The organism is Parabacteroides sp. KHUB-01 (assembly GCF_056640935.1).
This window is the reverse complement of record NZ_CM153256.1, coordinates 582942-603038: the sequence shown is the minus strand read 5'-3', so window position 1 is coordinate 603038 and position 20097 is coordinate 582942. Positions and strand designations below refer to the sequence as shown.

19 protein-coding genes are annotated in these 20097 nt (G+C 38.4%); 15 read left to right on the top strand and 4 right to left on the bottom strand.

The annotated features are described in order from the left end of the window. The first annotated feature begins 3 nt into the window (after positions 1–3). Entirely contained in the window at positions 4–705 is a 702-nt protein-coding gene (locus tag ACYIAR_RS02895) for a phosphatase PAP2 family protein (RefSeq protein ID WP_480332042.1), read from the top strand. A 361-nt stretch (positions 706–1066) separates the two neighbouring features. Here ACYIAR_RS02895 and ACYIAR_RS02890 read toward each other — a convergent pair whose 3' ends face one another. The 4 genes from ACYIAR_RS02890 to ACYIAR_RS02875 form a co-directional block, all read right to left on the bottom strand. Beyond that, positions 1067–1276: a hypothetical protein gene (locus ACYIAR_RS02890; RefSeq protein WP_480332040.1), complete on the bottom strand. Its 210-nt coding sequence runs from the start codon at positions 1274–1276 to the stop codon at positions 1067–1069. A 303-nt stretch (positions 1277–1579) separates the two neighbouring features. Beyond that, positions 1580–1759 carry a DUF4248 domain-containing protein gene (locus ACYIAR_RS02885; protein WP_480333538.1) on the bottom strand — a complete coding sequence of 60 codons (180 nt, stop codon included), beginning with the start codon at positions 1757–1759 and terminating at the stop codon, positions 1580–1582. Positions 1760–1877: 118 nt separating this feature from the next. Next, the gene (locus ACYIAR_RS02880; RefSeq protein WP_480331475.1) at positions 1878–2312 is read right to left on the bottom strand and encodes an HU family DNA-binding protein; all 435 of its coding nucleotides are present in this window, start codon (positions 2310–2312) and stop codon (positions 1878–1880) included. Positions 2313–2675: 363 nt separating this feature from the next. Continuing rightward, complete coding sequence (locus tag ACYIAR_RS02875) at positions 2676–3128, bottom strand: hypothetical protein (protein ID WP_480332038.1); 453 nt, start codon at positions 3126–3128, stop codon at positions 2676–2678. Between the two features lie 475 nt (positions 3129–3603). Between ACYIAR_RS02875 and ACYIAR_RS02870 the strand changes: the two genes are divergently transcribed. The 14 genes from ACYIAR_RS02870 to ACYIAR_RS02805 all read left to right on the top strand — a co-directional run bounded on the left by ACYIAR_RS02870 (position 3604) and on the right by ACYIAR_RS02805 (position 20095). Continuing rightward, positions 3604–4323 (top strand): hypothetical protein, encoded by a 720-nt coding sequence (locus tag ACYIAR_RS02870; protein WP_480331479.1) that lies wholly within the window; start codon positions 3604–3606, stop codon positions 4321–4323. A 284-nt stretch (positions 4324–4607) separates the two neighbouring features. Next, on the top strand, positions 4608–5021 hold the full coding sequence (locus ACYIAR_RS02865) for a hypothetical protein (RefSeq protein WP_480331481.1): 414 nt from the start codon (positions 4608–4610) through the stop codon (positions 5019–5021). Positions 5022–5023: 2 nt separating this feature from the next. Next, a complete protein-coding gene (locus ACYIAR_RS02860; protein WP_480331483.1) occupies positions 5024–5308 on the top strand; it encodes a hypothetical protein in 285 nt (94 codons plus the stop codon). Continuing rightward, positions 5289–5612 (top strand): hypothetical protein, encoded by a 324-nt coding sequence (locus ACYIAR_RS02855; protein WP_480331485.1) that lies wholly within the window; start codon positions 5289–5291, stop codon positions 5610–5612. Before ACYIAR_RS02860 ends, ACYIAR_RS02855 begins: the two co-directional genes overlap by 20 nt. 354 nt (positions 5613–5966) lie before the next feature. Further along, entirely contained in the window at positions 5967–6998 is a 1032-nt protein-coding gene (locus ACYIAR_RS02850; protein ID WP_480332036.1) for a DUF4373 domain-containing protein, read from the top strand. A gap of 1 nt (position 6999) precedes the next feature. Beyond that, on the top strand, positions 7000–7689 hold the full coding sequence (locus tag ACYIAR_RS02845) for a hypothetical protein (RefSeq protein ID WP_480332034.1): 690 nt from the start codon (positions 7000–7002) through the stop codon (positions 7687–7689). Positions 7690–7855: 166 nt separating this feature from the next. Beyond that, on the top strand, positions 7856–8422 hold the full coding sequence (locus tag ACYIAR_RS02840; RefSeq protein WP_480332032.1) for an adenine-specific methyltransferase EcoRI family protein: 567 nt from the start codon (positions 7856–7858) through the stop codon (positions 8420–8422). 728 nt (positions 8423–9150) lie between these two features. Continuing rightward, positions 9151–12105 (top strand): type VI-B CRISPR-associated RNA-guided ribonuclease Cas13b, encoded by a 2955-nt coding sequence (gene cas13b, locus ACYIAR_RS02835; protein ID WP_480332030.1) that lies wholly within the window; start codon positions 9151–9153, stop codon positions 12103–12105. A 715-nt stretch (positions 12106–12820) separates the two neighbouring features. Continuing rightward, positions 12821–13189 carry a hypothetical protein gene (locus ACYIAR_RS02830; protein ID WP_480332028.1) on the top strand — a complete coding sequence of 123 codons (369 nt, stop codon included), beginning with the start codon at positions 12821–12823 and terminating at the stop codon, positions 13187–13189. Positions 13190–13496: 307 nt separating this feature from the next. Next, positions 13497–13751 carry a DNA-binding protein gene (locus ACYIAR_RS02825; protein WP_480332026.1) on the top strand — a complete coding sequence of 85 codons (255 nt, stop codon included), beginning with the start codon at positions 13497–13499 and terminating at the stop codon, positions 13749–13751. 121 nt (positions 13752–13872) lie between these two features. Further along, positions 13873–14991, top strand: a complete 1119-nt coding sequence (locus tag ACYIAR_RS02820; RefSeq protein ID WP_480332024.1) for a universal stress protein — start codon at positions 13873–13875, stop codon at positions 14989–14991. 115 nt (positions 14992–15106) lie between these two features. Continuing rightward, the gene (locus tag ACYIAR_RS02815; protein WP_480332022.1) at positions 15107–16486 is read left to right on the top strand and encodes an aminopeptidase P family protein; all 1380 of its coding nucleotides are present in this window, start codon (positions 15107–15109) and stop codon (positions 16484–16486) included. A gap of 139 nt (positions 16487–16625) precedes the next feature. Continuing rightward, a complete protein-coding gene (locus tag ACYIAR_RS02810) occupies positions 16626–18746 on the top strand; it encodes a M3 family metallopeptidase (RefSeq protein ID WP_480332020.1) in 2121 nt (706 codons plus the stop codon). A gap of 11 nt (positions 18747–18757) precedes the next feature. After that, on the top strand, positions 18758–20095 hold the full coding sequence (locus ACYIAR_RS02805; protein WP_480332017.1) for a dihydroorotase: 1338 nt from the start codon (positions 18758–18760) through the stop codon (positions 20093–20095). Positions 20096–20097: the final 2 nt, after the last annotated feature.

Below are 20097 nucleotides of genomic sequence, written 5' to 3'. Positions count from 1 at the left end.
ACAATGGTTGAAAAACTTTTGGTCTATGAACGTGATGCGTTTCTTGCGCTAAACGGTTGCCATTCGCCTTTCTGGGATAATTTCATGTGGATTTATACCGGGAAAGTGATATGGCTACCTTTGGCAGCCTTTATTCTCTTTGTCCTGTTCTATAAGAAAGACTGGAGAGAAAGCCTGTTCATCGCCTTGGCAATAGCGTTGGTCATAACACTTTGCGACCAGTTTGCTTCAGGCTTCTGCAAGGATTATTTCCACCGTTTCAGACCGACGCATCATCCGGACTTCAAGGATTTGGTTCATACAGTGTTCAATTACCGTGGCGGACAATATGGATTCATTTCCAGTCATGCTGCAAATGCTTTCGGTTTTGCCATGTTTATGACATTGCTCATGCGTGACAAGATTTTCGGCTGGACCATTTTCCTGTGGGCAGCTGTGACAGCTTATAGCCGAATATATCTGGGAGTTCATTTCATAACAGATATCATACCCGGAGCTTTGTCCGGCTTGTTCTTTGGTGCTTTTGTATATTATTTATATGCTGCCGCTCGTCGGAAATGGCTTAAAGACAGAGTTCCGGATTTCGTTGATAATCCGGCGGACAGATATTCAGGGAAAAGAAAGCATTTGATAGTATGCGCCATTTTCCTTACGGTTTCAGTGATTGTTCTTGGAAACGAATTAATAGTAGGGCTGTATCAGTGATGATACAGCTTTTTTTATTTCTTCACCACCTTTTCTTTGATTTAGTTGACGAGTTGACAAGGCTACAGGAACGAGGGCGCATAAGGCTGAAAGCCTTTAGCATAGCCCAGGGCGTGAGCCCTGGGTCACAATTCGCCATCTAAAAACAAGCTCTGAAGGAGCGTCACGTTTGGCTGAAAGCCTTAAATTTTACAGCACAGGGCAACGCCCTGTGTATCAGATGTGTGTATAGGGATTAAGCCCTGAAAGGGCGGAACTTCCCCCAGTTATACCCCTTCAGGGCGTATATAGATAGGATGGATGCCTAAAACGTAGGGCGTTGCCCTACGCATATAAAATGCAAGGCCTTCTGCCTTAATGGTTATTCCCCTTGTCCCCTCGTATCTGACACCTTGTCCCTATATTTATAATCCACCCCAAATAACGCCCCCGCAAATGTCGAAACCTCACCGAAGGCAACCAGGACGGAAGAATGAATCTCCCCTTGAGGTGGAACCCAAAAACCGAGATATAATAACACTAATCCCGAAATGCATAATATTGTAGCAATGTATAGTTGTATGTTTTTCATGCCTCCTTTCTTTTGTTAGTTGACAAGTTGACGAGTAAACGAGTTGACAAGGTTTCAGAAATAAGGCCGTATAAGGCTGAAAGCCTTCTTATAGCCCAGGGCGTGAGCCCTGGGTCACTATCCGCCACCCAAATATAAGCTCTGAAGGAGCGCACCTTGATGCTCAACCTCGCTCTTTCAGAGCTGAGATGAGAGAGGAGGTGCATCTTAACCCGGGGCTCACACCCCGGGCTATAACCCCAAGGCCTTCAGCCTTGATAGTTATTTCCCTTGTCCCCTCGTATCTGATACCTTGTCTCTTTCCTACGGTTCCCCCAACCAATAAATTATAATACCTGCCTGTCTAGGCGTTAACACTCTCTGGCCTCTGTAAAATCCTGCGTCCGCGAGCTCAGCCTGTAGCTGTGTGTTTTTCTGTATCCATCGTGACAACTGTCGGCGGGCAGAATCCGGTGTACTGTTCGGGAAGTACATCAGGGCCATTTCCTTGATTGTAATTGCTTCTGCTTTCATAGCATTAAGATAGTGAAAATCTTGTAAATAGGCAAGTTATTATTTACTTTTCTTAATGCTGTTGTAGCAGAAAATCAACCGTTTAGCCTTACTCCAAGTGTGGTTTGTCACATTCTTCCGTAACCGTAACCGGCTTGACAACCGTGTAGCTAAAGTTGTTCTTCAGGTTTCGGAGAGCCTTGCCCGGCGAGAAGATGATTCTCGCTTTTCGGATGTTGGTTGCCACAGAGAATTCCTCTTCAGTTGCAGCACCGCTTGAAGAAACCGAAGGGCGGAAGTTGCCCAGTTCACCAAGTTCCACAATATTGCCGTTGCTCAGCTCGCGGACAAGCACGTAGTTAAGGGAGTCAATGATACTCTTAACGTCGGCACTCGACATTGACGAACGTACTGCAACCAGTTCGCATACGCTTTCCAGTTCCACATTGCTGTTGTAAACGGTGCTCGCAAAGGTTTTTTCAACCTGGGCACCACCTTTAAGGTCTGATACCTTACGTTTTACTAATCTGTACTTTACTGCCATAGATTTTAAGTTTTTAAGTTTGTTAGTTTTTAAGTTTTTTAGTTGATAAGGCTGAAAGCCTTCTCAAATCAGGCATTAGTCTGATTTGTATAGCCCAGGGCGTGAGCCCTGGGTATAATGGTCACCATCCAATCGGAGCTCTGAAAGAGCGACACTCAATTAACCCCCAAAATCACAACCGGACATTGTGTCGCCCCTTCAGGGCTATATTGGTGGTGGGGGAAATCTACCTGACCCAGGGCTTACACCCAGGGCTTACACCCAGGGCTATAACCCAAGGCTTTCAGCCTTGATATTACAAAGTTACAACCGCCCATACCTTGCACTGTCCGCTATTGTCCGCCAGCGTGCATCTACATTCGCCTATTGTTTTCTGTATACGCATAACAGGACGATTGCAGCAGAAATTATAATTAAAATGGTTCGTAGGCTGCTGTCTTTTCCGGTTTCCGTTTCCTTGTTTTGCCGTATTTCGCTGTTTTCATTTTCGCCTGATATCCTTTCATAGCCGTAATACGTTGATTGAATACTGTCGCAAACGGATTCAATAAATAACGTGTCATTTTCGATGGTTGCCTTTACTGTGTTGTGCGCGTTTCGTGCCTGGTATGATGCTCCGGCAGGCGGTTTAGTTATTTTCCCATCGGTTAGCGGAATGGAGAGAAACGCCTTTTTTGCAGGTATGCTCACCGTAGTAGCCTTCAGCGTTTCTGTTGAAAACATATTTCTGCTGGCGGACATGGCGTTTTCCGTTTTTCTACTGCTTCCACAGGCATAGCATACAGGAATCAAAATTGATAATAGGATTCTTTTCATTTACATTATATATTTTACGTTGGTATGATTGGTAAATATACGTTGCTTTCATAGCCCTGCTGTCCGCTTCTGTGTCCCAGTATCCGTATATGTCTTGCAAATGTTTCATTATTATGTTGGGTGTGAATTTACGTTCGGAAGAAAATTAAAATACGTTCGGAAGTAAATTGATTTACCTTCGGGAGTAAATTGATTTTCTTCCGAAAGGAAATATGAATTATATTCGTGGGTAAAATGATTCCTTTCGCCAAACGACGAATTCTTACTATATCGCCAATATTCTACAAATAAGGCAACAGTATCCCACAGTGCACCAAATTATACATATATTTTAAACTAAAAAAATTAAATGATATAAATCAAAATAATTGATAATTAGTGCTATAAATGTTTTATTGTTTAAAAATAAATTGTTATATTTGTTACTGTAAGACAACGGGAATATTCTTGTTGCCAACACCTTAAAATATATTACATGAGAAAAAACAAATCATTAAATCTAAGATTGGAAATCCAATCATGTGAAACCGTTTTAGCAGAAAATGCTGGGAAAAGTATCAATGTGAAAAATACGGGAGAAGAGCTGTTGAAACAGGCTGAAGCCTCTGGTGTTAATGAAAACCTTGCCGATGAAATCCGTAATTACATTATTGAATGCTCAGGTGCAGTGCGTTTGATGCACGAAAATCGCCGACCGATAACTGATGCTTTGACAAAACTGCAAAAGCAGCTTGTTTCGCTTGAAAATGCTATTGATCCGAAAAAGTCAGAATCACCGGCTTATAATTGTAATCAGTTGCTGAAGCAATACCTTAAGTCTGTAGCCGAACAAGCACGTGCGGAAGCAGCAAGATTGCAGAAAAACTATGAGATGTCGCAGAAACGAATCGGAAAAATCACGGACGAAAAGAAAAAGGCCGAAGCCTACAACCGTGCAGCCGAACGCCGTTCTGCCGGACTTGCCTCATTGCAGCTCAAAGCAGTGCAGATGGAGCTTGTTCCTGAAGCCTTGACTAACGAAGGCTATGTTGAGCTGTTCAAATTCTGGTGGGAAAATGTCGGTAAGGGATTGCCCGATGCAGACCTTCGCCGCATAATGCACCCGATGCTGATGTTTGCGAAACAACAGGCTAGGAAAGGTGTTAGAATTGATTCTCCATGCGTGGAATATAAGGAAGAACCTAAAGCGGCGTGATTATGGAGAAATTAAGTAGTCCGTTCCATTGGATTTGTAATCCAATGTGTATGCTATTCGGGATTTTTAATCCCGTTCCAATCAATGTGGATTGCAAATCCACCAAGAATAACCAACGGTTTGCAAATCCGTTGGAACAGAGACAGAGACAAAAAAAGTTAACCCAAGACTCACGTCTTAGGTTAACCCGTTGAAATTTATAAATATTTAAAAACAATAATATTATGACATCTGAAAAAAGGATTTTTCAAATATCAATCAAAAGTAACTACTTAAAAGTAGAAATGGAAATTTTTGATGAAAAAAACGACGATACTTATCGCACAGTTTATTTCAACGAGGCGCCGATTCACGAAGAATTTGCGCTGGCAATGCAAAACCTTGCATTCCATATTGAAAAAATCACGGGAACAAGTTATCACAATCTTGTTGTTGACGGATATTATCGCCAGCCGTCGGGAAATAGTGAGTTGCTGACTATATATGCCCATCTTTCAGTGAATTACGAGTCAACAAGCAATATATCGGTGCGTTTACATTTGGGCAAAGATGAATATGCATGGATAGACCGCCTTCTTGAAGATATGTCACTCTGCGAACGTGAAGCGTTATTGTATATCACGAAAGGCAAGCGTTACGGACTGGACAAGTTCCTGACAATAGAAAACACCAATGTAGAACCTAAAAAAGTAGCATGATTATGAAAAAATACATGATTAATGCAGACAAAGTGCGGGAGTTTATGAACTCCTGCCTTTTCGACAATGAGGCAAAGAAAAAGTACAATGAGCTGAATGTTGGTGAACATCTTAGCCGTGCTTACAGTTTCAACCATAACCACGATTACGGATATTTCTATGAAGAAGCCAACAATGCCTGGATAGCATTCGATAACCGGATGAACACGTATGAGGTTAAAATGTTTGACTCTCAGTATGAAGCTGAGCAATTCCTGATAGATTACAATGAGCTATTCGCCGCTTGACGATATGGTGTTCCGCAACACTGGTTTTCATGTCGTTGCGGAGCACCGTTTCCATCCCACGCGCGACTGGAGCTTTGATTTTGCAGTCATCGAAGCAAAAGTTGCCGTCGAGGTTGAAGGCGGTCTATATAATGGCGGTCGCCATTTCCGCCCCGAAGGATTCCTACGTGATATGGAAAAATACAATGAAGCAGCCGCCTGTGGTTGGTTGCTTATCCGGGTTTTGCCGTCGGAGTTGTTGACTATGAGGACGGGGAGGTTGATTGTGAGGGCAATAAATATGAGGAGACAAGTTGACAAGTAAACGAGTTGACGAGGATTTGAGGCTATCCGTTGCATTGGATTTGTAATCCAATGTTTATGCTGTTCGGGATTTGTAATCCCGTTCCAATCAATGTGGATTGCAAATCCACCAAAATGGAGAAGGCTACAGAGACAAGGGATATAAGGCTGAAAGCCTTTAGCATAGCCCAGGGCGTGAGCCCTGGGTCACTAGCCGCCATCCAAAAACAAGCTCTGAAGGAGCGAAACAATTGGATTTTGGTGTCGCACTTTCAGCGCTCCGTCTCTCGACTTCATGTTAGACCCAGGGCTTACACCCTGGGCTATAAGAAGGCTTTCAGCCTTGATAAATTGCTAACTAATAAACTAAAAAATTATGGCTACAGAAATAAATAAATTATCGTATTTCCCACTGGACACACAATTTTTCGAAAATGAAAAAATCGAAATGCTAATGGCAAATTTTGGTTTTGAAGCATCCGGAGTGTATATAAAACTATTGTGCAAAATATATACGAATGGTTATTATATGCGATGGAATGAAACAATTTGCAAGGTGTTTACATATTCGTTGCACTCACGTTTTAACAGTAAAAAGGTGCAGCAGATAATCGACTTTCTGGTTGAGTTTAATTTCTTTAACAAAAAGCTCTTTTTAGAGCACCAAATCTTAACATCAAAAGGAATACAGGAGCGTTTCTTTGAAATCATATCACGCCGTAAAAACTTTGTATGTGAGAATGTTGAATATCTTTTGGTGCCAATTCCAAAGCGTTTTTCTGAATCAAAAAACGCCTCAAAAATGCAACAATCATCTCCGTTGAATGATGAAAAATGTAACATTTCAGTTGATTCAACGGGTGAAAATGTTGACATTTCCAAACAAAGTAAAGTAAAGGAAAGTAAAGGAAAGGAAAGTATAGTAAAAGAAAGTAAAGTAAAAAATTTATATTCTTCTTCATCATCCGCGTGCGCGTGCGCGCGAGAAGCAAATGGAGTTATAGTTTTAGAGGAAGAAATTAAAAAGCCAAACTCATTCAGCGAAAACTGCAAGAAATGGAATGCCGAGCTTATGAAAGACGAAGAATGGCTGAGCAGCGTTGTCAGAAGCAGCGGGAAAGGATCTCCGGTGTTAAGACTGCTGCCAGAAATTATGGACTATTTTGAACAGCACATAGTGTCAATCGGCGAAACAGGTTCGATGCTTAACATCAACGACTATAAACGCCGTCTGATAAACTGGTGGAGATACCTGAAATTCCAGTCAGTTCCGGAGATATTGGAACAGCAAAATTCAAAGCCCCGTAAGATTCGTGAAGAAAAGAAATCGAAGGTTGACGAGGCTATGGAATGTGCTCAAAAAGCGAGTGTTATTGCCCAACGATTATTAGATGGAGGAGGATTGTAGTATGGAAAACAGTTATGAAGAAATGATGCTTTATAAAGCAATGCATGATAGAAAGATAAAAGATATGAGCCAGAAAGAGTTGACCGAGTTTGTATCGTCCCAGATAGTGCAATGCTATTTTATGGTCGGTTATCAGACTTATGAAGAAAAGGCGGTTGGTGTAATTTCCGCAAAACTCGTATCAGACCTTTTTCAATGTTATTCTTATCTGACATGCAAGGAAATTGAATATTGCTTTGAAAACGGAGCAAAAGGACGCTTAGGCCGCTTTAACGGAATAAATCTTTGGACATTCACAACCTGGCTTGAAAAGTACAAGACAAGCGATATTCGCCAACAGGTGCGCAAAAAGATTCAGGAAGAACAACAGCAAAAAGCCCTTTCCGCCGACAACAGCCTTTCTTCCGCCGACCGGGATATGCAATACGTTCGTGAAGCCTTCCGCCGCTACAAAAACGGAGAAAGTCTGGAAATGCTCCGCCCGCCATATATTTACAAGACATTGCAGGACCGTGGAATTATCCATCATACCCGTGAGCAGAAACTGGAAGCCATGGAGCGTTTCAAAGATTTCAAACCGACCGGAGGTTTTAATATCCCGGAACATGCTTGCCAGTATATCATAAAATCCCAGGCTATGGCATGGCTGCTGATGCAGGAGTTTGATAAGTGGGGGGAGATGAGGGCTTAGAAAAATGTTAAAAGAGCCGCTTTGTGGCGGCTCTTTGATTAGTAAAGAATTAATTTATTGATTAAAAGACATTATTTCTTCGAAATGAAAACAAGATACTCTTAGTATAAAGTATATTTTGATGAAAATTGTATATTTGTAAAATGAAATTTATCCTCAATTTATAATGCAAAGTAATACTAATACATACTTACAATCAGCAAAGAATACCAAAAATGATGAGTTTTATACTCCATTAGAGATAATTGAAAAAGAATTAATTAATTATCAATCCCAATTTTTAGACAAGATCGTATTATGTAATTGTGATGATCCATTTGAATCTGATTTCTGTAGATTTTTTATATACAATTTTAATAGATTCAATTTGAAAAAATTGATTTGTACATCTTATGGAAATTCAAAACGTTCATGTTTAGAATCAAGCATAGATAATAGAGGCTATGTTCTTCAAGTTGATAAGATTGAGGAAGAACTACTCGCAAATAAAAATTACAAAGAAATAATTAATGTTCTAAATGTTAACAAGTTGAAAGGAGATGGAAATTTTGCAAGCGAAGAATGTATTAATTTTTTGAATGAATCGGATATTGTTGTTACAAATCCGCCTTTTTCTTTATTTAGGCAGTTTATTTCTTTGTTGTTTAATTATAGAAAAAAATTCCTTGTAATAGGAAATATGAATGCTATAACATATAAAGAGATATTTCCATATGTGCAAAAGAATCTGTAACCCTGAAAAGGCTTTTCTTTTCTCGTCAGCGGGAACAGGTAGCTTGGAAAAACTAATTCGTCAACGTGAAGACTTAACATTTTATAGCTCAGACAGAAAACAGAAAATGATACAAATTGCAAAATGGGATGTAGTTCGTAATATGCCAGATGTTATTTCAATGATACCTAAAAATGGATAGATAAAATCTGTAAATAATCTTTTGGTATGTTGATTTTAATAGTTTAACAATGAATTTATAACTATATTATTGTGAAAAACTTTAGTAACAAAACGAAGCAAACAAAAAAGTAACACTTTGAATGTAATCCTATAAAAATATTGGTTGTACCCCAATTAATTATGTAAGGTAAAAACAACCAAACTAAAGGGACCAACAATTTTTCCGTGTTGTAAATCCCTTAATTTTGTAAGGTAAAAACAACACCGTGTGGGCTAAGTCTTTTCCTTTTCTGGTTGTAAATCCCTTAATTTTGTAAGGTAAAAACAACCTTCCTTACTCTTAAGTAAGTCAAGATATTGTTGTAAATCCCTTAATTTTGTAAGGTAAAAACAACAGACTATTGATAAAACTAAGAGAAAAAGCAAGTTATGAGTTGTTTCTAATAACCAAAATCAAATACAATTATTTTATGTTTGCTTAAACATTATTCTTTTGTTACTTTTGAATATTAAGAATGAGTGAAGCTTATAATATATTGTTTAGTAAATATTTAAAGAGATAGACCATGGATAATAAATATATATTCGGCAGTTATTTGAATATGGCAAATGATAATTTTATTAATACTATTCATTTGTTGGCGAAAAAGCTGAAAACACCCAAAGGAAATGACCAGAATTTAGATCAAGTGGAAACATATATATCCCGTATATTCAATAATTCAAATAGGGTTCCGGAGACAGAAAAGATAGTGGAATTTTATTTCCCGTGGTTGGAAGCGTTGAAATTTGCTAATGGATTTGAAGAATCTGAATTACAGGAATTAAAGACATTTTATAAAGATGTATTATGTGCTTTCGCAAAAAATCTGAAGGATTTGCGTGATAGCTATACTCATTATATTCATAACGCGGTTGTTTATAGTCCTATAATATATAAAAAGGAAGGTATAATATATCAGATTTCAATACTTAAGGCTTTACTTCAAATTTATGATGCAAGCATTAAATTGGTAAAAGAGCGTTTTTCTGCCAACGAATGTGCAGTATCACATTTAAGGCGTTATAAGATGAATGGTAAAAATGCTGTCAGAAAAACAGAAGCTGATCATTTTATGTATTTATTGGAGAAGAATAATCAGCTTACAGAAAAAGGTGTTGCTTTTTTTACGTCTTTATTCCTTAATAGGAAGTACGGTTATTTGATGCTTAAACAATTAAAAGGGTTTAAGAATGGCGGAACATTTTCTTATAGGTTAACCTTGGAAACTTTTTTGGCGCATTCCAATATAAAGCCAGTGGAAAGATTAAAAGCTGAGAAATATAGCGACACTGCATTTATTATGGATTTATTAGGTGAAATTTGTAAGATCCCAAATGAATTATATAAAACTTTACACGAAACTTATATTAATCAATATAAGGATAAGCTGAATATAGATATTGATGAAGATACATCTTATGAGGCTTATTGTAAAAGAGGAAGAAACCGATTTGAGCAATTAGCACTGACATATTTGGATCGTTTGGATGACTTCAAGCGAATAGGATTTTATACGTATTTGGGAAATTATGTCCATAAAGCTTATATGAAGGTGCGTATTGATGAAACAGAGCAGGAACGTTATTTGTCAGAAAAAATGTATGGTTGTTGCAAGGATATTTATAGAGATTTATCGTCTGTTGTGGCAAATCAATATAATATCAAGGTTAAGGATTCCACAGAAACAAGTTATATGTTACCTGATGAATTCCAGCCACATGTGATTAAAGCTTATCCGCATTATGTTGTTAATAATAACAATGTCGGAATAAGGCTTCTGAGTGAAACAGAATCTGGTTTACCAAAATTGGAAAATAAAGGGTCAAAAAATGTTGTTCCTCATTTTTGGATGAGCAAGTATGATTTATCTGCATTATTGTTTTACGCGTATCTGCGTTCGGATAGTAGGTTTGCCAACAAATGTGACAAATCAGTAGATGAAATATTGCGTGAAGCCCTGTTAAAATCCAAAGAAGAAAAAACAAAACAGGCTGAAGATGTATCTGTGTTGATGATTCGACGTGTAGAAAAAGCTATAATATGGACTAAAACAAAATTAAATGAAGCCGAAAAACAACGTGACAACAAAAAGAGTTTTAAGATTGGTGAGAAAGCTGATATTCTGGCCCATGATATGTTGTGGCTTCAACCGGCTAAAGACAGTAAAGATAAAGTGACTGGAGCAAATTTCAGAGCTTTGCAAACATCTTTGGCTTTTTTCAGGAGAAATGAACTGGAAGATGTTTTTAAAAGAGCGTTTTTAATCGGTGGCAAGAATCCGCATCCTTTTCTCAGCCAGATCAAAGTTAATACAATGGCATCATTGTTTGACTTCTATTTGGCTTATATGCGTGAGCGTTTGAATTATTTTGAAAGAATAAAACTGAAACTTCATAAAGGACGTATAAACATAGCATGTCATCCTTTAAGGAAATTGCAGCAGGGAAAAAGTTCTGCAGCAGAAAGAGAAAAAGAAGGTCAACCTATTTTTTTGCCTCGTGGAATATTTAATGAAGCGATTAAAAGCTGTTTACAGAAGACGAAACTTGGAACATATCTAAAGAATCAAGGAGCTGACAATCGTTCATGGAATGTGGCTTATCAGATATTGAAGTTTCATGAAATAATAAATGAAGATGAGATTCAGGAATTTTATAAACAACCTAGAAAATATGTATTTCTCGATGAAAATCGTTATTTGACATTGGAAGAACGAGCTGAACGATTGAAAGAGAAGAAGCCTGAAAATATAGAAGTCTCAAGAGCAAATGATATATTGGAAAAAGAAGAATATTTGTTACGCAAGTCGTATAATCAGGTTTGTAATAATGAGTCCATCATACGCCAATATCAGGTTCAGGACATCCTTTTATTTATGGTAGCAAAAAGGCTTTGGAACGAAACTTTGTTTGGTGATAATCAAGGAAGAAAAGAAAAAGTTTCAACAAGTTTTTCTATGACATTGAAAGATGTTAATAAGAAATTTGACCAACCTGTACGCTTTGAGATTAAAATGAATAATATAACCTTATTTTCTGACACTGATATTCCTGTCAAGAATTTTGGAAAAATGCTTCGTCTGAAAAAAGATATAAGATTTATATCTTATGATAAGTTGTTTGAAGGGAACAGGCAAATTATAGATTATAAGTCATATATTAATGAAGAGGAATGTTTTGACAAATGTAGGGTTCAGGCTGTAAAGTTATGTCATGAACTTGAAAAGAAACTTTTGGAAAAAGGACTTATTTCGGATTCTCCGAACAAAGGTTATTATCCATTTTCTGAGTTGATAGATATAATTGTTCATCGTGTTTCTAATAATAATTTTAATAGTAATTTTATCAATAATGCAAGGAATATGTTTTTACATAATGAATATAAAAAAGTTTGTATCAATAATGTAGAAATAATGATTGCTGAAAAGGTTTATAATTTATTTAGTAAGAATTTGGAACATATTATGGAGTGTTTGTAATGGAGATGTTTTGTTTGTTTTATAAAGTAAAAACAACATATTCTTTGAGATACATAATTTCTTGCATGTTGTATTATCCTTAATTTTGTAAGGTAAAAACAACTCAGGTGCATTTTCATTACTCGGGCAATAGAGTTGTATTATCCTTAATTTTGTAAGGTAAAAACAACATTCTTATTATTTGCCATTTTGATAATGATGTTGTATTATCCTTAATTTTGTAAGGTAAAAACAACGTAACAGGGTCATAGACGGTAAACTGCTTAGGTTGTATTATCCTTAATTTTGTAAGGTAAAAACAACTGTTTATAAGTAATGCTTAGATAAATAGAAAGTTAAGAGTTGTTTTATGACTGGAAAATATCGGAAATGGTTATATATAGACAAATTAAAATAATGTTTTTATTTTCTATTTGTATATTTATTTCGACTTCTTCCGTGAACAAAGCACCAAAGGCTGTGAACGCAAAAAGTTTGATTTCTTCTATTATGATGAAGCCGCCTATGATGATTTGTTTTGGCAACTACGAACACTTACGAATAACAGGATGGTGCAATTTAAGACATTTAATGAAGTGAATTTTATTAAGGTTAAGGAATAGAATTTCCGACAAATAATAACCTTATATCTTAATCAAGATTAACTTATTATTTGTGTGGTTTTTAAAGGAAAATACTTATTATTAGAACCCAAACAAAAACTTAAATAAAGATTATGAACAAACAACTTGTTTTTGAGGAAAGTATAATATATATGCACGATGATCTGGATCCATGGGCTGCGTTGAGAGTAGGTTTTGATGAAGAAAGGAATCTTGTTTTTGAATTAGTATTAGAGAAATATGATAATCCGGAGGATTTATTATCCTGTTTAAGGAAAATGATAATAATTGAGCGTGCGGGAATTGAGAGACTGATGGATGTGACCGGTTCATCACTTAAAGCTCTGCCCGGATTTTTTAGCCATGAATATGGAGAGAAAGGAGAGGCTTGGAAAACCTCGGACGTGTTCGATACTTTCTATAAAATATCGAACTATCTCACGGGATTGAAAATACCTTATCAGATGATGAATGTTGAATAAGATATTTGAGATTTGTATGTTCGATTTCTTTTATTGAGCCATCTCAACCAACCTCCTAAACTTCTCAATAATATTACTGCACATATTAATCCTTGTACTCTCCATTTTTCTGATTTCGACAGGAGTGACAACATCTTTGTATTTGGCTTTGCAGAGGCGGATTTTCATATCATCCTTTCCTCCCCATAAAATCCCCCATAATAAAGATTTCCCACATTATCCCCCCATAAATTTGCACCAACCAAAATAAATAACTATGTTAGTCGAAGAAAAAGATATAAGTTTAACAAATAAAAAAGATTGATAAATGCCGAAAGTAATTTCGTTTAATGAATTGAGAAAACTAAAAGACAGTTTGCCTGATGGGACAACGCACCGAATAGCTGATGAGTTGGGAATATCCGTGGAGACAGTAAGAAACTATTTTGGAGCTCAGAATTTCAAAGACGGGCAAAGTTGCGGGCTGCATATTGAACCAGGTCCTGATGGAGGAATTGTTGTTCTGGACGACACAACAATATATGACAGGGCAATGGAGATATTGGCGGAAGAAGAAGATTGACAAATAGATTATATTCCATCTTTTTTATTCAATTCCCGAACTATTTTTCAGGCAAAACTGTTTAATAATAAAGGGCTGATAATTGTATAATAATTACATAAGAAAAGAAAGGAGATAGATTATGGAAGACAAACTGGTAACATTAGCTATACATACTTTCGAGAAAGCTCAAATCCTTAAGACTCTGTTGGAAACTGAAGGTATTGAAGTGTATATTCACAACGTGAATCAGATTCAGCCGGTTGTATCTGCCGGAGTCCGTATCAGAATAAAGGAAACAGACCTTCCTCATGCCTTGAGAATTATTGAAGACAGTAAATGGTTGGATGAAAAAGAGGAAAAGGTGGCAAAGGATCCTCATATTGGTAAAATACTGATCCCGGTTGATTTTTCGGATTATTCGTTGAAGGCTTGTGAGATTGGTATAAACTATGCATTTAAGAAAAATGCTGAGGTGATGATTATGCATGCATATTACACTCCATATTTCCCGACTGCTGCTCCGATAGGTGATACCACGGCTTATCATTTGAAAGAAGAGGATTCTCCGGAGCATTTGCGCGACAAGGTGCAGAGGGATATGGAAGGAATTTGCAGTGTGCTGAACAAGAAGATGGAGGATGGCGAACTTCCGATGGTGGAATTCAATTATGTTTTGCGTGAAGGCTTGCCTGAAGAAGAGATTATTGCTTACGGAAAGGAATACAGACCTGATATAATCATAATGGGAACCAGGGGCTCGGACCAGAAAGATGCTGATTTGATTGGTAGTGTCACCGGTGAAGTTATTGAACTGAATAAGGTTCCGGTGCTTGCTATTCCTGAGGATACTCCTTTCAACGACTTGGCAAAGGTTAAGAATGTTGCTTTTGCGACTTCTTTCAATGAAAGGGATTTGCTGGTGTTTGACGCTTTTATGGAAGTGTTTGCCGGATATGATGTAAATATTCATCTTTTCAATATTTCGACTAGCCGCAACGACTGGAATGAGATAAGACTGTCCGGCGCAAAAGAGTATTTCAAGAAGCAGTATCCGGATGCGAATATTTCATATACTGTGCTTGATGACGGGGATTTACTGCTAGCGATAGAGAAATTCGTGCGCTATCAGAATATTGATATATTGGCGTTGAGCACATACAGGAGAAATATTCTTGCCAGAATGTTCAGTCCGAGCATTGCACGCAGGATGTTGTTCCACACAAATACTCCTTTGCTGGTGATGCATGCAAAAGGATAAATATTAATTTGCAAAACTTAGATTAACTTAGTATCTTTGATACATGTAAAACAATAAAGGCCGTGTGTCGGAATTTTTGGTTTCGGCACCCGGCCGTATTAAAATAGCTAATCTTATGTTTGCAAAAGAAACTTACATTGCCCGCAGGGCTCAATTGAAAAAAACAGTCGGTTCAGGACTGCTGTTGTTTTTGGGAAATGATGAAAGTGGCATGAACTATGCAGATAATACATATCATTTCCGTCAGGATTCAACTTTCCTTTATTTCTTTGGACTTCCTTATGCAGGATTGTCTGCCGTTATTGATATCGACAATGACAAGGAAATCATTTTTGGTGATGAGTTGACTATTGATGCTATTGTATGGATGGGAACTCAGCCAACTTTGAAAGAAAAAAGCGAGGCTGCAGGTATAAGAGAAGTCAGACCGTATAAAGAAATAGAATCATATTTGAAATCTGCCCAGAGCAAAGGACAGACAATTCATTATTTGCCTACATATCGCGCCGAACATCAAATCAAGCTTCTTGCCTGGTTGGGTGTGGCTCCTGGTGCTGAACAGCCATCTGTTCCTTTCATATATGGCGTAGTAAATCAGAGAAATTATAAATCTGCCGAAGAAATTGAAGAAATTGAAAAGGCTTGTGTTGTAACTGCTGATATGCATCTTGCTGCTATGCGTACTGTCCGTCCGGGCATTCGTGAATGTGAAGTTGCTGCTGCTGTTGCTGAGGCTGCATACAAACATGATTATCAGTTGTCTTTCCCTATTATTGCAACTGTTAACGGTCAGACATTGCACAATCACGACCATAGCAATATGATTAAAAGCGGTGATATGCTTTTGCTGGATGCCGGTGCAGAAACTGAAATGGGATATGCCGGTGATATGTCGTCAACAATTCCTGCAGACGACAAGTTTACTCAGCGTCAGCGTGATGTATATGACATTCAGGTGGCTGCTCACGAGGCTGCAGTTGCTGAGCTTCGTCCGGGTATTCCTTTCGTGGATGTATATGAAAAGTCTTGCGCAGTTATTATGCAGGGTATGAAGGACCTTGGTTTTGCCAAAGGCGACCCGATGGAAGCTGTAAAAGCCGGTGCTCATGCAATGTTTATGCCTTGTGGTTTGGGACATATGATGGGCTTGGATGTTCACGATATGGAGAATTTGGGTGAAGTTTATGTAGGATATAACGGAAAGCCGAAGAGCACTCAGTTCGGACGCAAGTCGTTGAGATTGGGCCGTGAGCTTGAACCTGGATTTGTTCTGACAATCGAACCTGGTATTTATTTTATTCCTGAATTGATTGATTTGTGGAGAGGCCAGAACAAGTTCACTGAATTCCTGAACTACGACAAGCTTGAGACATATAAGGACTTCAGCGGTATAAGAAACGAAGAGGATTATCTGATTACAGAAACAGGCGCACGCCTTTTGGGTAAGAAACTTCCATTGCATGCTGAGGAAGTTGAGGCTGCTAAAAAACAATAAAATATACTTTTGAAAGAAGACGAGGCTTCAGGAACAAGTTGGCAAGGGAACAAACTGCTGTTAGTTGTTTTCTTGTCAACTTTGTTAACTGAAGGTTGGGCTTGCAAAACTTGAATAAAACAATAATAACTTTGAATTTATGAAGAAAATTTTTCTGACAGCCGGATTGGCTGCTATGTTGTCGGCATGTGGAGGTGGCGGCGCACAGAAATCTGCTGAAGTTGTTGGCGAGAATCCATTCCTTACGGAATATACAACGCCTTTTGGTGTTCCTCCTTTCGATAAAATAAAGTTGGAACATTACAAGCCTGCCTTTATCCAGGGAATGGAAGAACAGGCAAAGGAAATAGATGCTATTATAAATCAGCGTTCAACTCCTGATTTTGAAAACACTATTGCTGCATTGGACCAGAGCGGAAAATTGCTCCGTAAGGTAAGCGCTGTATTTTATGGTTTGAACAGTGCAAATACAAGTGACGAGATGCAGGCTTTGAGCCGTGAGCTTTCTCCGCTTTTGTCAAAGCATAGCGATGATATAAGCCTTAATCCTCGTCTTTTTGCAAGAGTAAAAGAAGTTTATGAAAAGAGAAACGAACTGAACCTTGACAAGGAGCAGATGAAGCTTCTTGAAGAAACTTATAAGGATTTCGTTCGTGGCGGTGCAAATCTTCCGGAAGACAAGCAGGCTAAGTTGCGTGAGTTGAACAATGAAATCTCAATGCTTCAGCTTACTTTCGGACAGAATATGCTTAAGGAAACTAATGACTTCAAGCTTGTAATCGACAAGAAAGAGGATTTGGCAGGACTTCCAGAAAGCTTGATTGCCAATGCTGCTGCTACTGCGGCAAGCGAGGGCATGGAAGGCAAATGGGTGTTTACTCTTCAGAATCCTAGCGTAATGCCTTTCTTGCAGTATGCTGACAATCGCGAACTTCGTGAGAAGATTTTCAACGGTTATATCAATCGTGGAAACAACAATAATGATGCCGACAATAAGGAAGTTGTGAAGAAATTGATTGCTGCACGACTTGAAAAGGCTAAATTGATGGGTTGTGATGATTATGCTGCTTTCGTGCTTGACACTCGTATGGCTAAGAATGAGCAGAATGTATATAATCTTCTGGATGAAGTTTGGGCTCCGGCTTTGGCTAAAGCTAAAGAAGAATTGGCTGACATTCAGGGCGAAATCAAGAAAGAAGGCAATAACTTCACTGCTGAAGGCTGGGATTGGAGATATTATTTCGAAAAAGCTAAGAAAGCAAAATTCTCTATCGATGAGAATGAAGTCCGTCCGTATCTTAAACTTGAAAATGTGCGTGATGGAGCTTTCTATGTAGCTAACAGATTGTATGGAATTACTTTCACTGCTTTGAGCGATATTCCATTGCCTCATCCGGATGCACAGGCATTTGAATGCAAGGACAAAGATGGTTCAAGCCTTGGTGTGCTTTATATGGACTTCTTCCCACGTGAAAGCAAGCGCGGTGGAGCATGGTGCGGTTCATATCGTCCGCAGTCATATGTTGACGGCAAATATCAGGCTCCTATTGTAACTGTTGTTTGCAACTTTACTCAGCCTGCTGCCGGACAACCTGCTTTGTTGAGTGTTGACGAAGCTAAGACATTGTTCCATGAGTTTGGACATGCATTGCATAATTTCTTCAGAAATGTTCATTATTCCGGAGTTGCAAGTGTTCCTCGTGATTTCGTTGAACTTCCTTCTCAGATTATGGAACATTGGGTTCTTGAACCTGAAGTTTTGAAAGTTTATGCTAAACATTATCAGACTGGTGAAGTTATCCCAACTGAGCTTGTGAAGAAAATTGAAGAAAGTGATAAATATGGTCAGGGTTTTGCTACAACAGAATATATTGCAGCTTCGTATCTTGATATGGACTATCACGTTCTTAAGGAAATTCCTGCAGACTTGGATATCGTGAAATTTGAGTCTGAAACTCTTGGCAAACGCGGCTTGTTGAAGCAGATTCCGTCAAGATACCGTACAACATACTTCAACCACACAATGGGCGGCGGCTATACAGCTAGTTATTATAGCTATATGTGGGCAGAAGTTCTTGATGCTGATGCTTATGAAGCATTCAAGGAAACTGGAGATATTTTCAATCAGGAAGTTGCTCAGAAATTCCGTCAGTATGTTTTGATGCCGGGTTGCATTGACGATGCTATGGATATGTATAAGAATTTCCGTGGAAAAACTCCTAACACTGAGCCATTGCTTAAGAACAGAGGTTTGAAATAAAAAAGAGATTTATGCATAAGACACTGATTAAAAATGCAGAAATAATAAATGAGGGCCGTCGCTATGTCGGCTCTCTTTTAATAGAAGGGGATAAGATTGCTGAGATATTCGAGGGCAATTGTCCGGATATCGACGGAGCTGAGGTTGTTGATGCGACTGGTAAGTGGCTTATTCCCGGATGTATCGACGACCAGGTGCATTTCCGTGAACCGGGTTTGACTCACAAAGCTGATATCGGAACAGAAAGCCGTGCGGCAGTTGCCGGAGGTGTTACGACATTTATGGATATGCCGAACACAAAACCTCAGACAACTACAATTGAGAATTTGGAATGGAAATTCCGCAGGGCGGCAGAAACTTCAGTTGCCAATTATTCATTCTTCTTCGGTGGAACGAATGATAATATGGATGAAATAAAGAAGCTGGACAGAAGCCGTGTTCCCGGATTGAAGCTGTTCCTTGGTTCTTCAACAGGAAATATGCTTGTGGACAATAAGGAAACTCTGGAACGCCTGTTTGGTGAAACTGGAATGCTGATTGCTATCCATGCCGAGAAAGAGGAAGTGATTAAACGCAACATCGCTCATTACACTTCTTTGTATGGTGAAGATTTGGATATATCTTTCCATAGCAAAATAAGAAGCGAAGAGGCTTGTTATGCTTCATCTTCCGAGGCTGTTGAGTTGGCTACTCGTCTTGGTTCAAGATTGCATATACTTCATTTGTCAACTGCAAAGGAAACTACTTTGCTGGACAATTCCTTGCCATTGTCGGAAAAGAAGATTACAGGTGAAGTTTGCGTTCATCATCTTTGGTTTGACGACAGTGATTATGCCCGTTTCGGCAACAGAATAAAATGGAATCCGTCAATAAAAACAGCTGCTGACCGTGATGCTTTGCGCGAGGCTGTAAACAATAATCTTATTGATATTGTAGCGACAGACCATGCGCCACATCTTCTTTCGGAAAAAGAAGGTTCATGCCTGAAGGCTGCATCCGGAGGTCCGTTGGTTCAGCATTCTTTGGTTGCTATGCTTAAGATGGCTAAGTCCGGACTTTTCACATATGAGAAGGTTGTGGAGAAAATGGCACATAATCCGGCTATATTATTTAATATTGACAGGAGAGGATTTATCCGCCCGGGATATTATGCAGACTTGGTTCTGATAGATCCGGAAAAGCATTGGACAGTTGCTCCGGAAAATATATTGACAAAGTGCGGCTGGTCGCCGTTTGAAGGATATACTTTCCACCATTCCGTATGGAAAACATATGTAAATGGCCAGTTGGCATATTCTGATGGAAAAATTGATGATAATGTAAGAGGTAAAGAAGTTGCATATCTCTAAAT